9 protein-coding genes are annotated in these 12,969 nt (G+C 66.0%); 3 read left to right on the forward strand and 6 right to left on the reverse strand.

Translation table 11 applies throughout. From position 1 onward, the window contains the following. Nucleotides 1–250 precede the first annotated feature (250 nt). A complete protein-coding gene (locus tag P0Y50_03445) occupies nt 251–1,525 on the forward strand; it encodes a peptidoglycan DD-metalloendopeptidase family protein (GenBank protein ID WEK40677.1) in 1,275 nt (424 codons plus the stop codon). Between the two features lie 22 nt (nt 1,526–1,547). On the opposite strand, the gene P0Y50_03450 is transcribed toward P0Y50_03445, so the two are convergent. The 4 genes from P0Y50_03450 to P0Y50_03465 form a co-directional block, all read right to left on the reverse strand. Further along, nucleotides 1,548–3,200 carry a TadG family pilus assembly protein gene (locus P0Y50_03450; protein WEK40678.1) on the reverse strand — a complete coding sequence of 551 codons (1,653 nt, stop codon included), beginning with the start codon at nt 3,198–3,200 and terminating at the stop codon, nt 1,548–1,550. Further along, complete coding sequence (locus tag P0Y50_03455) at nt 3,197–3,628, reverse strand: TadE/TadG family type IV pilus assembly protein (GenBank protein ID WEK40679.1); 432 nt, start codon at nt 3,626–3,628, stop codon at nt 3,197–3,199. Before P0Y50_03455 ends, P0Y50_03450 begins: the two co-directional genes overlap by 4 nt. A 172-nt stretch (nt 3,629–3,800) precedes the next feature. Then, nucleotides 3,801–4,940: a PepSY-associated TM helix domain-containing protein gene (locus P0Y50_03460; GenBank protein ID WEK40680.1), complete on the reverse strand. Its 1,140-nt coding sequence runs from the start codon at nt 4,938–4,940 to the stop codon at nt 3,801–3,803. After that, the gene (locus P0Y50_03465; protein WEK40681.1) at nt 4,937–7,135 is read right to left on the reverse strand and encodes a TonB-dependent siderophore receptor; all 2,199 of its coding nucleotides are present in this window, start codon (nt 7,133–7,135) and stop codon (nt 4,937–4,939) included. Before P0Y50_03465 ends, P0Y50_03460 begins: the two co-directional genes overlap by 4 nt. Before the next feature lie 80 nt (nt 7,136–7,215). Between P0Y50_03465 and P0Y50_03470 the strand changes: the two genes are divergently transcribed. Next, nucleotides 7,216–7,365, forward strand: coding sequence for a hypothetical protein (locus P0Y50_03470; GenBank protein ID WEK40682.1), 150 nt, complete (start codon nt 7,216–7,218; stop codon nt 7,363–7,365). 29 nt (nt 7,366–7,394) lie between these two features. Here the strand turns inward: P0Y50_03470 and P0Y50_03475 are convergent, their stop codons facing one another. Both P0Y50_03475 and P0Y50_03480 read right to left on the reverse strand, forming a co-directional pair. After that, nucleotides 7,395–8,840 carry an MFS transporter gene (locus P0Y50_03475; protein WEK40683.1) on the reverse strand — a complete coding sequence of 482 codons (1,446 nt, stop codon included), beginning with the start codon at nt 8,838–8,840 and terminating at the stop codon, nt 7,395–7,397. Nucleotides 8,841–8,910: 70 nt separating this feature from the next. Next, nucleotides 8,911–10,458 (reverse strand): DUF4350 domain-containing protein, encoded by a 1,548-nt coding sequence (locus P0Y50_03480; GenBank protein WEK40684.1) that lies wholly within the window; start codon nt 10,456–10,458, stop codon nt 8,911–8,913. A 239-nt stretch (nt 10,459–10,697) separates the two neighbouring features. Here P0Y50_03480 and P0Y50_03485 point away from each other — a divergent pair, with 239 nt between their 5' ends. After that, complete coding sequence (locus tag P0Y50_03485; protein WEK40685.1) at nt 10,698–12,956, forward strand: TonB-dependent receptor; 2,259 nt, start codon at nt 10,698–10,700, stop codon at nt 12,954–12,956. Nucleotides 12,957–12,969: the final 13 nt, after the last annotated feature.

Here is a 12,969-nt window from a genome sequence, read left to right on the forward strand (position 1 = left end):
CGCCGGATCCGAACAGGGTAAGCGCCGCGTTAACGCTTTGTAACAGTCTGCTTCCCAAAATGAGTCGAGCAGGCTATAGGACCGCCTTTCGCGCCACGGGCGATGGGCGCGAACTTCGAGAACGAGTAAAGCTTTGGCGCCGCTTGGCGTCGCAATACGACGGGGACCGATGGCTCAGTTCGACCCACGCCGCCAGCCTATGCGCCTGGCGCCGCACGCGCTTACCGCCGCAGCCGCGATCTCCGTGGCGATGATCGCGGGCAGAGCCTATCAACCCGCCCAGGCCGAAGAAGTTCCCGCCATGAGCTCGGCCCAGATGGCCGCCATGGAAGCCAAGGCCTTCGCCGCCGCCAACGCCCCCGCCGGCCTGACCGCCCCGGAAGCCGTTCCCGTCCAGATTCGTCGCGGCGAGACCTTCGAACAGGCCGTGCGCCGCACCGGGGTCGCCCCCGAGGAAGCCAGCGCCGTCGCCGCCACCGTCGCCAACGCCTTCGACCTGGCCGACCTGCGCGCCGGTCTGAAGTTCGAGACCGCCATCGCCCGCCCCCGCGACGGCCGGGGCGACGCCCGCCTGATCGGCCTGACCATGCGCACCGGCCCGGCCAGCCAGCTGACCGTCTCGCGCAGCTTCGACGGCGCGCTGCGCCTGCGCTCGCTGGAGGAAAAGGTCACCCACGAGACGGTGGTGCTGAAGGGCGACGTGGAGCGCAGCCTGTCGGCCAGCGCCCGCGAACTGGGCGCCACCGCCTCCATCGTTCGCTCGGCCAGCCGCCTGTTCGCCACCAAGTTCGACATGCAGCGCGACATCCGCGCCACCGACGAATTCACCATGGTCTTCGACCGCGACGTGACCGAGGCCGGCCGCACCGTCAATGTCGGCGACCTGATGTACGCCGAACTGCGCGGCGTGACCTTCTATCGCTTCACGCCAGCGGGCGCCAAGGAGCCGCAGTTCTTCGACGCCAACGGCAAGAACCTGCGCTCGGCGATGATGCGCACGCCCCTGCAGAGCTTCCGCCGGGTGTCGTCGAGCTTCGGTTTCCGCACCCATCCGATCTCGGGCTACAAGAAGATGCACCAGGGCATCGACTTCGCCGCCACCACCGGCACGCCGGTCGTGGCGCCCGCCGACGGGGTGGTGGTCGAGGCGCGGCGCTGGGGCGGCTATGGCAACTGGCTTCGCATCCGCCACAACAACGGGCTGGAAAGCGGTTACGGCCACCTGTCGCGCTACGGCTCGGGCATCCGCGCCGGCCAGCGGGTCAGCCAGGGCCAGATCGTGGCCTATGTCGGCTCGACCGGCGCCTCCACCGGGCCGCACCTGCACTATGAGCTGTGGCGCGGGGGCCAGCGGATCAATCCGGCGGGCGTACGCACCCAGGAAGGCACCGAGCTGGCCGGCGCCGATCTGGCCGCCTTCCGCGCTGAAAAGAGCCGCATCGACCGCATCATCGCCTCGGGCGGCCAGAAGCGTCCGGCGTTGCAGCAGGCCTCGGCCGAGGGCCTGCGTCCCGCGCGCGGCTAAAATTCGTTTCGAAAACCCGGTCTCAGCCGACCAGGCGCGGCGTGGATTTCTGCTGATCGGGGCAGGACAGGCCGTGGACGACGACGTCCGCCTCGCCCAGTTTCAGACCCAAGAGGTCGAGGACCGGGTTCAGCACCCCATCCAGAACCGGACCCAGCGGCGCCAGCAACTGACCCAGGGCCCGGGTCAGATCGCCGAGGTCCAGCCCCAGCACCGTCAATTCAAGCCGCTCCAACAGGCTGGAAACCAGGCCGCTGGCCAGGCTGCGCGACGTCATGACCTTGATCCGCTGCGCCTGGATGTCGGCGGCGTCGAAGCGCAGGGGCCGGAAGCCGACGTCGGCCACCTCAACATCCGCCTTGGCGGTGACGGAGACCAGGCCCAACACTGACAGCAGGGTCGCCGGTTTGGGCGACAGCGGCGTCTTGAAATCGTGCAACCGCGTTTCGTCCACCACGCCGATGACGGCGCGGGCCAGACCGGGACGCACATCGACCTCCACGGCCCGCGCCGGATTGCACGTCAGGGATTTAAGCCGCGCCTCCGACGCCGCCAGTTCAACCAGGATCGGCAGTTCGACCTGCGCCAGACTCGACAAGGATTGAGCCGTCCGTGCACGGACATACAGGCGCGCCTGGGCCGTGCGGATCACCGGCTGGCCGTTGGCCGTCACCGTCAGCCACGGAGAACGATTGGGGCGCTCGCCGATGGCCAGCGTGGTCCGCAGGTCGGCCAAACCGGCCTGCACGCCCAGGTCCAGGGCGATCTGGCGCTGGCCGCCGCCAACCTCCAGCATGGCCATGATCAGGTCCATGGCCGAGACCGAGGCGTCCAGCCCCTGGCGAACGCCGTCCGGCGCCTGGACGTCCACGCCGATCAGGTCGCCCAGGCGGACCTTCACTCCCGCCGAGGCCGAAGCCAGTCGACCCAGCGCCCCGCCGTCCTCCCCGCCGGCCAGCCGCTCCAGAATCTTCAACGCCCGGCCCGCATCGACCTGGGTCGCCAGCAGCCGGTCGTAGTCGCCCACATCAACCCCCAGGTCGATCGCCAGGGCGTCGAAGAAGCCCAGCAGATTGACGTCCAGGTCGATCAGTCGCCGATAATCCATCACGCTGAGCGAGACCTTGGAGCCGGTCAGGCCGCTCAGCAGCTGGTTCGCCACGCCGCCGTCCAGGCGCGCCAGACGCGAACCGATGGCGATCATGGCCTTGGGCGGGGCGCCGCCTATGCGCGCGGCTACGGCGCGACGCGTGACGACGACCTTGTTGCGGCCCAGCAGCAGGGGAACGAAGAACATCGGCGCGGGGCTGGTCGCCTCCACCCGTGCGGCGTTCGCCGCGCCGCCCGGCTGGAAACGCTGGTCGCGCGCGGTCTTGGGATCGGGCGTATAGACGCCGAGGGTGGTGGTCACCGACACCACCGCCTCGGGCGCGACATTGGCCTGAACCGTCCGGTCCGCCGCGCTGCGCGCCGCGACCTCGCCCCGATCCAGAACCCGCACCGCCGACAGGGCCGCCAGATCCGCCGCCCCCTGCACCCGGCGGGTGTGCAGCACCAGAACCCCCAGATCGATGACGGCGGCGGTGACCAAACACAGAAGTCCGCCCGCGACCGCCGCCATCACCGCGACCGCGCCGCGCCGATCCTGAGCCAAACGGGCGGCCAGGCCGGTCATGACGGATCGCCGACCTGGATCACGGCGACGCGGCGGATGACCGCCGGCGGCCGGGGCAGCATGCCGCCCATCAGCATCAGGGGAGTGTCGCTGGAGTCATAGGCCACGACGACACGCAGCCGGCCGGCCTCTTCCGTCACCAGGATCGTGGTGCGGTCGGGGTTCAGGGCGACGCCGCGCACCGCCCCCGTCACTTCGCTTCGCACCAGCGCCTCACGCTCGACGGCGTCCAGCCCGCCGATCGCGGCCCGCGCCCCCTCTGACGCCACCGCCTGAACCGTCTGCGCCGTCAGGAACCAGCCGCCATAAACCACGATGCCGATCAGCAGTAGTATCAGGATCGGCCCCACCAGGGCGAACTCAACCGCCGCGGCGCCTTCGCGCGCCCGCTCCCGTCGTCCTTCCAGAATGGCGCGATACATCGGCATATTCCTTTAGAAACACTCAGTAGTTGTATTCCTTGCTGGTTAAGAGACTGTTTCTCCGATGATGAATGATATGACGCTGCGATATGAACCGCCCCGCGCTCGCCATAGCTGCAAAGCTTCGGTCTGGCGGCGCATCCGCTCGGCGGACAATTTGGCGTGGAGGCAGGCGTTTTTACGCCTGGTTGACGCGCCTTCTGACAGGCTTCCGAGGCGACCGGCGGTTGAACCAGAAGGTGTATACGCCGAAGCCGCCCAGCGTGATCAGCGCCAGGCCGGACAGGGTGATGGCGCCGATCCAGAACCAGCCGCCGATCTTGCCGGAATGGATGGGGTATTCGTAGGCCGCGATCCGGGCGCCCGTAGGCAGGGCCCGGGCGTCGCGCACGCCGACCAGGGCGCCGTCGGCCGGGTCGAACCACAGGAAGGTGCGGCCGTTGGGCGTCGGCTCGCCGCTTTGGCGCAGTCGCACGGCGATCAGTGCGCCGGGTTTGGAGGGGACGGTGATCACCCGAACCTGCGCGTCCGGAAAGCGTCGCCCCGCCGTTTGCAGGATACGGGCCCAGTCGGCGCCGCCGGGAACATAGGCGCCGCCTTTGCGCGCAGGAATGGCGACGGCGGCGGCCAGATCCGCCCTGGACGAGAACAACGACAGCACGGCGGCCTCGATGGGCTTGAGCGTCATCATCGCCCCGGTCGCGAAGGTCACGATCAGCAGCGGCGCGGCCAGCACCCCCAGATCGCGGTGGTGACGCAGGATGCCGAACCGGGTCCAGGCGCGCGGCCACAGGCGCCACTCGAATGACCGGCGCGTCCGCCACCACAGGATGACCCCGGTGACCACGAAACCGATCCCCGTCAGTCCGGCGAACCCGGCGACCGTCTTTCCGACGTCGCCCGCCAGCAGATAGTGATGCAGGTCGAACAGCCAGACCTCTGGCCGCGCCCATTTGCTGTCCCAGCGCGTCACCACCCGGCCGGTCTGGTCGACATAGGCGCCGTGGCCCACATCGCCATAGGTGACGCGGTGCACGCTCAAGGACGGACTGGCCAGAATGACGCTGGTCGCGCGCGGGTCGGAAAAGATCGCCGTCATGGCGCTGACGGTGCGCCCTGCGTCCGTCGACCGGGCATCGGCGGCGTGCGGCAGGGTCGCACGAAGCCAGGCGTCCTTGTGCACCAGCGTCAGGCCGCTGAACCCGATCACCACCAGCAGCAGGCCGATCAGTCCGCCGCTCCACCGATGCAGGCCGTCCAGCAGGCGCATGACGTCGAAACGTTGCGCTCCTCCGGGACGACCGCGCGCCCGGCTCACCAGACGCGCTTCAGCGACACGCTCAACGTCGCGCCGTTCGCCGGCACGCGGCTGGTGTTGGTGTTGCCGCGCAGAAGCTGGCTGTAGACCGGCAGATACTGGCTGTTCAGCAGGTTCTCGACGCCGACGGTCAACTGGTCGCGCGCGGACAGGCGATAGCGGCCGATCAGGTCGACGACCGTATAGTCCTTGACCTCGCGCCGCCCGAAGCTGGCCACGCCGTTCAGGCGATAGTCGTGTCCCGCCGAGTGCAGCCCCTGAAGCCGCACGTCCCAGACCGCGTTCGGCGCATAGGTCACATAGGCCGTCAGCTTCAGCGGCGGAATGCGATAGCCGGTCATGTCCTGGGATCGGACGGCGGCCGCCCCCTTCTCATGGCCGCTGAGATAGGTCGCCGTGCCGCCGAAGCGCCAGACGTCCTGCGCCGCGCCATAATCCACGGTCGCCTCGACGCCGTTGATCCGCTCGGCGGTCCGCAGCAGGATCAGACCGTTGTTGAAGCTCTGGACGTCGCCGAAATCGGACGTGGTTCGGAAGGCGGCGAACGACGCCGAAACCTGGTCGAACCGACCGCGCCAGCCCGCCTCATAGCTGTCGATCTTGACCGGCTGCAGGTCGGAGTTGTCGATGCTGAACCCTGCGCCGGCGTTGCGCAGTTGCAGGCCGATGTCCGGCAGTTGGAAGCCCTGCGAGAAGCTGGCGTACAGTTCGTGGCCGTCGACCGGCTCCCATGTCGTCCCGGCGTTGAAGGTCCAGGCGTCGAAATCGATCGCGCCGCCCTGGACCACGAAGGGCGCCGCCGACTGCGACTGCGACAGGGGCGTGAAACTGTCGAACGACGCCTTGGCCCGGTCGTAGCGGACGCCAGCCTCGACGCCGATCCGATCGGTCAGCCGGTGCTGCACCTGGGCGAAAGCGCCCTCGGTCCGGGTGGTCAGTTCCGGCATGTAGATCAGGGTGCGCAGACGATTGAACACCAGGCCGCCGCTGGCGTCGTAGGCGGCTGGATCGAACACATCCAACGGCATGTCGCTGACCTCGTGGTTCACGTCGCCGCCCCAGGTCAGGGCTGTGCGCTGGCCAAGCGGCGTCTTGATCGTCAGCCGCCCTCCCGCGACCGTGGTGTTCTGGAACACCTGATCGACATTGCGGCCTCGCGTCGCCACGCCGCGCGCATCGAACGGCGTGAACCGGGTGAACAGGTCGCGGTAATAGGCCAGCACGCTGACGTCGCTGCCGAACACATCCCGGTCGCGGTAGGCCAGGGTGGCGACCTTGCTCTCGATCTGGTTCTGGTCGGCCAGTTGCAGGCCCTTCAGCGGCCGGGCGATGGCGGCGCCCGCCGGCAGTCGGCCGGGCGCCGGGTCGGCCGCATAGTCGGTGTCCTGATGCGCCTGATACCAGCTCAGCGACCCTTGCAGATAGCCGTCGTCCCCCACGCGGCGACCGAGCTTGCCGCCCAGGCTCCAGACCGTGCTGTCGAACAGGTCGCCTTGGCTGGGTTCGGGCGCACGTCGATCGCCCTTGGCGTCGAAACCGGCGCCGATATGTTGCCAGCCCGCATTTGCGGCGAAGTCGAAGCCGCCGGCGGCGCCGGACACGAACTGCTGCACCCGGCCGCTCAGCCCGTCAGACGAAGGGTGCGACAGCGAGGTGATCCCGGTCACCATCGTCTCAGCCCGGAACGGCCCGCCGGCGGGGCGGGTGTTGATCGAGATGATGCCGCCCGTGGCGCCGCTGCCGTAAAGGGCGCTGCCGCCGCGCAGAACCTCAACCCGCTGGATATTGGCCGGATCGACGCTGATCAGATTGCGGGCGCTGTCGCGGTTGGTGTTGTAGGGGACCCCGTCCACCAGCAGGAGCGCGCCGCGTCCCCGCAGCGACTGACCATAGTCGGTGATCGTGCGGCTGGAATCCGCCAGACCCGGCACGGCCTTGGCCAGCACGCCCGACAGGGTGTCCGACACGGCGCGGCCCGCCTCCACCGTCTCGCGGTCCAGGCGGGTGATCGGGTGGCTCGGCGCGACCAGCCCATCGGTCGACCGGTTGGCCGTCACGACGATTTCGCCCAGGTCGTCCTGGCTCGCCCCCTCCGCCCCCGGTTGCGCCTGCGCCAGAGCTGCGGCAGGCGCAGCCAACACGGCGACAGCCCCCAACGGCGCCAGGGCGGACGATAGGGAAACCTTACGGGACATGGGCGCTCGACAAACGAAGGACAGGGGAGGCGCTTCCTCTGTCGCTATTGAGACCCATTTGCAAGCGAAGAAGCTTGAGCTTGGCTGCGCTGATCGTGCTGGTGGTCGTCGGCGCCGTCGATCTCGACGTCGTCGCCGGGCTTCCGACCTCCTGCCCGCACAACACCGCGTTGATCTACGCCTGGTTGAACCTGCGCTTATTGGCTGTTTCGCGCCGTCCCCCAGGTTAGGTCCGTCTCCTTGATGAACAGCCTCTCACTCAAATCGGGGAAGCCGGAAGGGCGCGCGTCAGGCGGCCTCCGCCCCGCACGAAGTGCAGCAGGACCAGGCCGACGACCATCAGGATGACGATGGGCGCAAAGCCCGCCTGTTGGCTGTGGAAGGTCCGGGTGAAGGCGTCGACCAACAGCGGCCCCAGCCACATGGTCGCGGTCTGCGACAGCGCGAACAGGCCAAAGAAGGTTCCGGCTTCCTGCGGCGGCGTCAGACGGGTCATCAGGGTGCGTGACGACGCCCAGGACGCTGTGCCGAACACCGACACGACGATTACGGCCAGCAGATAGACGACCTCTGGCGCCGAACCGAACAGTCCGTCCCAAAGACGCAGATCGTCCGCGGGAAAGAAGAACAGGAGACGCGACGGCGAAGTCGTGATCTGGGCGATCAGGGCCAGGATCGTCACCCAGATCTCCAGCTTGAAGGCGCCTCGCGGTCCCAGCAGATTGTCCAGCCAGCCGCCGAAAACCCCGCCAAGCACGCCGGCGACGCAGGCGATCAGGCCCAGGGCCAGAAGCTCCGTCACGCCCCAGCCCATGACGCCCGCCGCATAGACGCCGCCGAACACCAGCAGCGCCATCTTGCCGTCGATGTAGAACATCCGCGCCAGCAGATAGACGCCGACATCGCGCGGCACGCGGGCCGACCGCACCAGGCCCGTCAGATGTCTGGCCCCATCGCTGAACGCCTTCAGCAGAGGCGCGCCGGTGGGTTTGACGTCTCGCGCGAACAGAAACAGCGGCACGGCGCCCAACAGCAGGAACAGGCCGACGATCGGTCCCGTGATGCGTTCCGGCTCCCGCAGTGCGGCGTCGAGTCCAAACAAGGGCTGCAACGGCAGGATCGACCACCCCGGCTGTCCCGGCAGGACAAACAAGGCCAGCACCGCGACCAGCATGACGATCGCCGTGGCGTTGCCGAGCGAGAAGGCCAGGCCCGACGCGGCAGGCTGCTCCGACGGCCGCGCCGCGCTCATCAGCATCGCATTGTAGAAGACATCCGCATAGGACAGCAGGATCGCGATCAGGGTCAGCATCACGACGCCGGCCATGACCCCCAGTCCAGGCGTTCCGGCAGGGGTCAGAAGCCACAGCCCCATGATCAGGGGCGCCGTCATCAATGTCAGCGCCAGCATCCACGGCTTGCGCGCCCCCATCTGATCCACCGCAGCGCCCAGGAAGGGTGCGGTCAGCGCGACAAACAGGTTCGACACAAGACTGAAGCCCGCGACGACCGACTGGCCGCGCACCGCGTCCCCGACCACCGCCGTGGCGAAATAGGGCACGAAGACATAGGTGCCGATCAGGATGATATAGGGGTCGCGCGCGGCCTGATACAGCGACCAGGCCCAGGCGCTGAGGCCCAGACGCGAGCCGTGTCCCTCAGAACCGGCGGCGGCGACATCGGGGGCATCGACAGCGCCACTCATAGAGCTGTCTTTCCGGCTGATGCCTCAGCAGAATGTCGTGACGGAAGGCGGGATGCTGGACCGCGCGTCATCATGCGGTCTTTTCCGGCGTGACGCCGAAACGGGTCAGGACGTTGCGCGTGATCTGGGCCAGATAGGGATCGCCAGACGCCAGACCGTGCGCCCATTCCGTCGTGCCGGTGTTGAACACCTCGCCCGCGCCGCGCTTGAAACTGGCCAGCACCGCATGGCCCTTGAGAACCCGGGCCTGGGATTCCGGCGTGTCGTCGCCGTAGACGACCTTGGCGATCACATCGAGCTTTTCAGGTGGGATGATCGGGGCGTAGCCCCGTCCCGCCTCTTCACCAAAGGCGCAGGGGACCAGACCGATGATCTCCAGATTCTCGGGCACGCCCAGCATGGGGGTGGCGCGGGGCAGGCCGTTCTCATCGAACTGGAATCGGCAGCCATCGCTTTCATAGCCCACCAATGGAGCTTCATCGCCGATGACGTCGCCATAGAACAGATCGGTGTCTTCCAGCGCCCAATGCCGGTCATCGTAGATGGTGAAGCCCGCCTGGCCGCGCGACGCGCACATGCCAAGCCGGTGATACCCGCCGAACACGAAGCTCAGCCCCGTCAGCTCGGCCTCTGGTCGGGCGAAGTCCGGGTGCGACCACAGGTGCGTGGCGTCGGCGGGGTTGTCACGATCTTCGGACGCTTCGAACCCACGCCATTTCTTGTTGACGTAGGTCTTGCCCTCATCGTCCCAGCGCACCTTCCAGAAACAGGTGTTGCCCGACAGGACAGCCAGACCGCCGCCGGCGTCGACAAACCGTTCAACCTGCTCGCGTTCGCGCCCGGACCAGTATTCGCTGTGTCCGACGAACAGGGCGCAGCTGTAATCCTTCAGGACGTCGTCCTCGACGTCGAGATCATAGTCGGTGTGGTAATCCAGCGCATAGCCTTCCGCCTCGGCCCAGGCGGCGAAACGATGCTCCCATTTGTTCAGGAAGCCGGCGGAGCCGTCGTAGGGCGAACAGCCGTGCGCCATGATCCATTCGAAATCGGCGGCGAAAGGCTGCTCTTTCAAACCCCGCTTGCGCAGATTGATCAGACGGGGCGCATCCTCGGGCGCACCGACGATCAGAGGCGTGAACGGACGCTGGGTGGACAGCACCCCTATGGCGCCGTCCATGGCGTCGGCGAATGATTTCCGTCCCGTCATCAAGGCGGTGACATCACTATAGGCGTTGGCGCCGCCCCACCAATTATAGGCGTGATAGGTATTGGTCGTCAGAATGATCGCCGCCCGGCTCTTCGGCTCGCCGGCGGGGGGGCGGACACAGACGAAATGTCGCGACGTCTGCCCATCGGCATCGGTCAAAAGCAGATCGTAATAGCCGGTGGGCCAGTTCCCGACCGTCACCGACAGGCATGACGGCCAGCCGCATCCCTTGGCGTCCGCATCGGCCGGAACAGGGTGTTCTTCTGTTTGAACATCGACCAGGGTTTGAACGACGACGCGTTCTCGCCCGACCCTGGCGATTTCCAGCACGCAAGGCCCCTTGGCGCTGGCGTGAACCTGAAAAACTTCGCCGGGTCGGATGCTTAGTCGATCCGTATAAAAGGCGTTCATCAGTCGATCCCCCATCGTGACGATATGATAGTGAAGATTATCGTTTGATGGTTGTCAAACGTTTCCAACTCGATAATTCGACATCACCGACGCGCCGCAGAAGCCAGGCCGATTGAACTCCCGGCCCGACACGATTTCCAAGAATTCATGCCGGCCCGTAAAAAATAGTATTGACTATCTTATTTAAGTTCGGACGATTGTCACGCAACCTTCGCAAGGCCAGTTCGGGGATTCTAGCCGTGAAGACCATTTTCCTGACGACCGTATCCATCGCCTCCGTTCTGGCAGGCGCCGCCGCCGCCCAGTCCGAACCGCCAGCCGCTTCGCCTTCGACCGTCGACGACATCGTCGTCACGGCGCAGAAGCGCTCGGAGCGTCTTCAGGACGTGCCCGTCTCCATCAGCGTGCTGGGCGCCGAAACGCTTGAAAACAAAGGGGTCGGCAACGTCGCCGCTCTGAACAACCTGGCGCCCGGGCTGCGGGTTTCAAACGGCGACGCCGCCGCCAGCCCCAAGATATTCATTCGCGGCGTGGGCCTGAGCGATTTCAATCCGAATGCGTCCAGCGGCGTCGGCATCTATGTGGACGGGGTCTATATCGGCTCGCCGCTGGCTCAGATGGCGGGCTTCTATGATCTGGCCCAGCTCGAAGTTCTGCGCGGTCCCCAGGGAACGCTGTACGGACGCAACACCAACGGCGGCGCCATCAACATAACAACCAAGCGGCCGAGCTTCGAATGGGCCGGCGACGGTCGGGTCGAATACGCCTCGGACAATGCCGTAAACCTTCAGGGCGGCGTCGGCGGCCCGATCATCAAGGACGTGCTGGCCTTCCGGGCGGCAGGCCAATATGTGGCCAGCGACGGCGCCACCCACGACCGCGTCACGGACAGGGATGTGAACGCCATAGAATATTATGGCGGACGGTTTTCGCTGCTCTACACGCCCCGCGCCGACTTCAGCATCCTGGCTTCGGTCAATCATTTCGAAAACCATGGCGATGCGACCGCCGCCCAGCATCGCGCGCTGTTCCCGACGACGGCGGCAGTCACCGGCCCCGACGGACTGTGTCTGTCCAGCGCCTATTCAAGCGGCCTCTGTACGGACTTGCTGGGCTACGTCGACACAGACAACGACATTCGCGCGGGAGACTATGGCGCGGCCACAGGCAAGGACAAGGTGCGTCTGAACGGCGCCTCGGTGCAGATCGACTGGACCTTGGGCAATGTCGATCTGGTGGCCATCTCCGCCTATCAGAACGCCAAGCGAAATGCGTTCGAGAATACCGATTCCAATCCTCTGCGGATGATCGAGATCAATTACCGATCTCAGGCCGAATCCTTCAGTCAGGAACTGCGCCTGCAGAGCAACGACCCGGCCGCGAAACTGAAATGGGTCGTCGGCGCCTATTTCATGGACGAAACCATCAAGGACAGCGCGACCCAGGACGTGCTTCGCGATCTGCGCCCGCTGTTCATCTCGCCAGAAAATCCAACCGGCTTCAGTCCGGAAAACAGCGTCGGCGAGTTCGGAAACCCCTATACGCAAAAGACCAAGAGCTACGCCCTGTTCGGTCAGGCGGACTATAAGCTGACGGATCGCCTGATCGCGACGGCGGGTCTGCGCTGGTCGTCCGATGACCGGAATTTCGACTATCGCAGCGAGATCGACCGCGGCCTGGCCACCATCCTGACCTACAAGGACAGCAAGACCTTCTCGGCCTGGTCCGGGCGTCTGGGCCTGCGCTATGAACTCAGCCCCGAAGCCAACATCTATGCGACCTACAACCGCGGCTTCAAAAGCGGAGGCTTCTTCGGCGGCCTGGCCACTTCGGTCGAACAACTGCAGCCCTATGATAACGAGCAGCTCGACGCCTATGAAGTCGGCTACAAAGGTCAGTTCTGGGATCGCAGGGTGCGTCTGAACACCTCGGCCTTCTATTACGCCTACAAGGATCAGCAGGTCTTTGCGCAGGTGCTCCGCAACGGCCTGACCGTTCTGGTGCTCGACAACGCCGGTGACTCCACCGTCTATGGCGCCGAAATCGAAGGCAGCGTCACGCCCATCGACAACCTGGACATCAGCGTCGGTCTATCGCTGCTGCACGCCAAATATGACGAGTTCATCTCTGAAGGCGAGGACTACAGCGGTCATACCCTGCCTCAGTCGCCGAAGGCGACGCTGAATGCGTCGGTCGCCTACACCTGGCCGCTGCCCTCGGGCGGAGATATAATCGCCAATATCGACACCAGCTATTCGTCCAAAATCTATTTCGACAACTCCAACCGCGAACGCCTGTCGCAAGACGCGGTCTGGAATACGGGCCTTCAAGTCAGCTGGCGTTCAGGGTCAAGCGGCATCGAGGCCGGTGTCTTCGCCCGAAATGTCTTCGACGAAGACTGGATCGTCAATATTTCGGCGATCGACAGCCTTGGCATGGACTTGCTCAACTATAACCGTCCGCGCAGCATCGGCGTCTTCCTGAAATACAACTATTGATCTGATTACACAG

This window comes from Candidatus Brevundimonas colombiensis (genome assembly GCA_029202665.1).
GTDB classification, from domain to species: Bacteria; Pseudomonadota; Alphaproteobacteria; order Caulobacterales; family Caulobacteraceae; genus Brevundimonas; species Brevundimonas colombiensis.

What these genes read in the sequence shown, in the direction of transcription:
- P0Y50_03445 (WEK40677.1), top strand. Translation starts at nt 251, where the DNA reads ATGATCGCGGGCAGAGCCTATCAACCCGCCCAGGCCGAAGAAGTTCCC.
- P0Y50_03450 (WEK40678.1), bottom strand. Translation starts at nt 3,200, where the DNA reads ATGACCGGCCTGGCCGCCCGTTTGGCTCAGGATCGGCGCGGCGCGGTC.
- P0Y50_03455 (WEK40679.1), bottom strand. Translation starts at nt 3,628, where the DNA reads ATGCCGATGTATCGCGCCATTCTGGAAGGACGACGGGAGCGGGCGCGC.
- P0Y50_03465 (WEK40681.1), bottom strand. Translation starts at nt 7,135, where the DNA reads ATGTCCCGTAAGGTTTCCCTATCGTCCGCCCTGGCGCCGTTGGGGGCT.
- P0Y50_03475 (WEK40683.1), bottom strand. Translation starts at nt 8,840, where the DNA reads ATGAGTGGCGCTGTCGATGCCCCCGATGTCGCCGCCGCCGGTTCTGAG.
- P0Y50_03480 (WEK40684.1), bottom strand. Translation starts at nt 10,458, where the DNA reads ATGAACGCCTTTTATACGGATCGACTAAGCATCCGACCCGGCGAAGTT.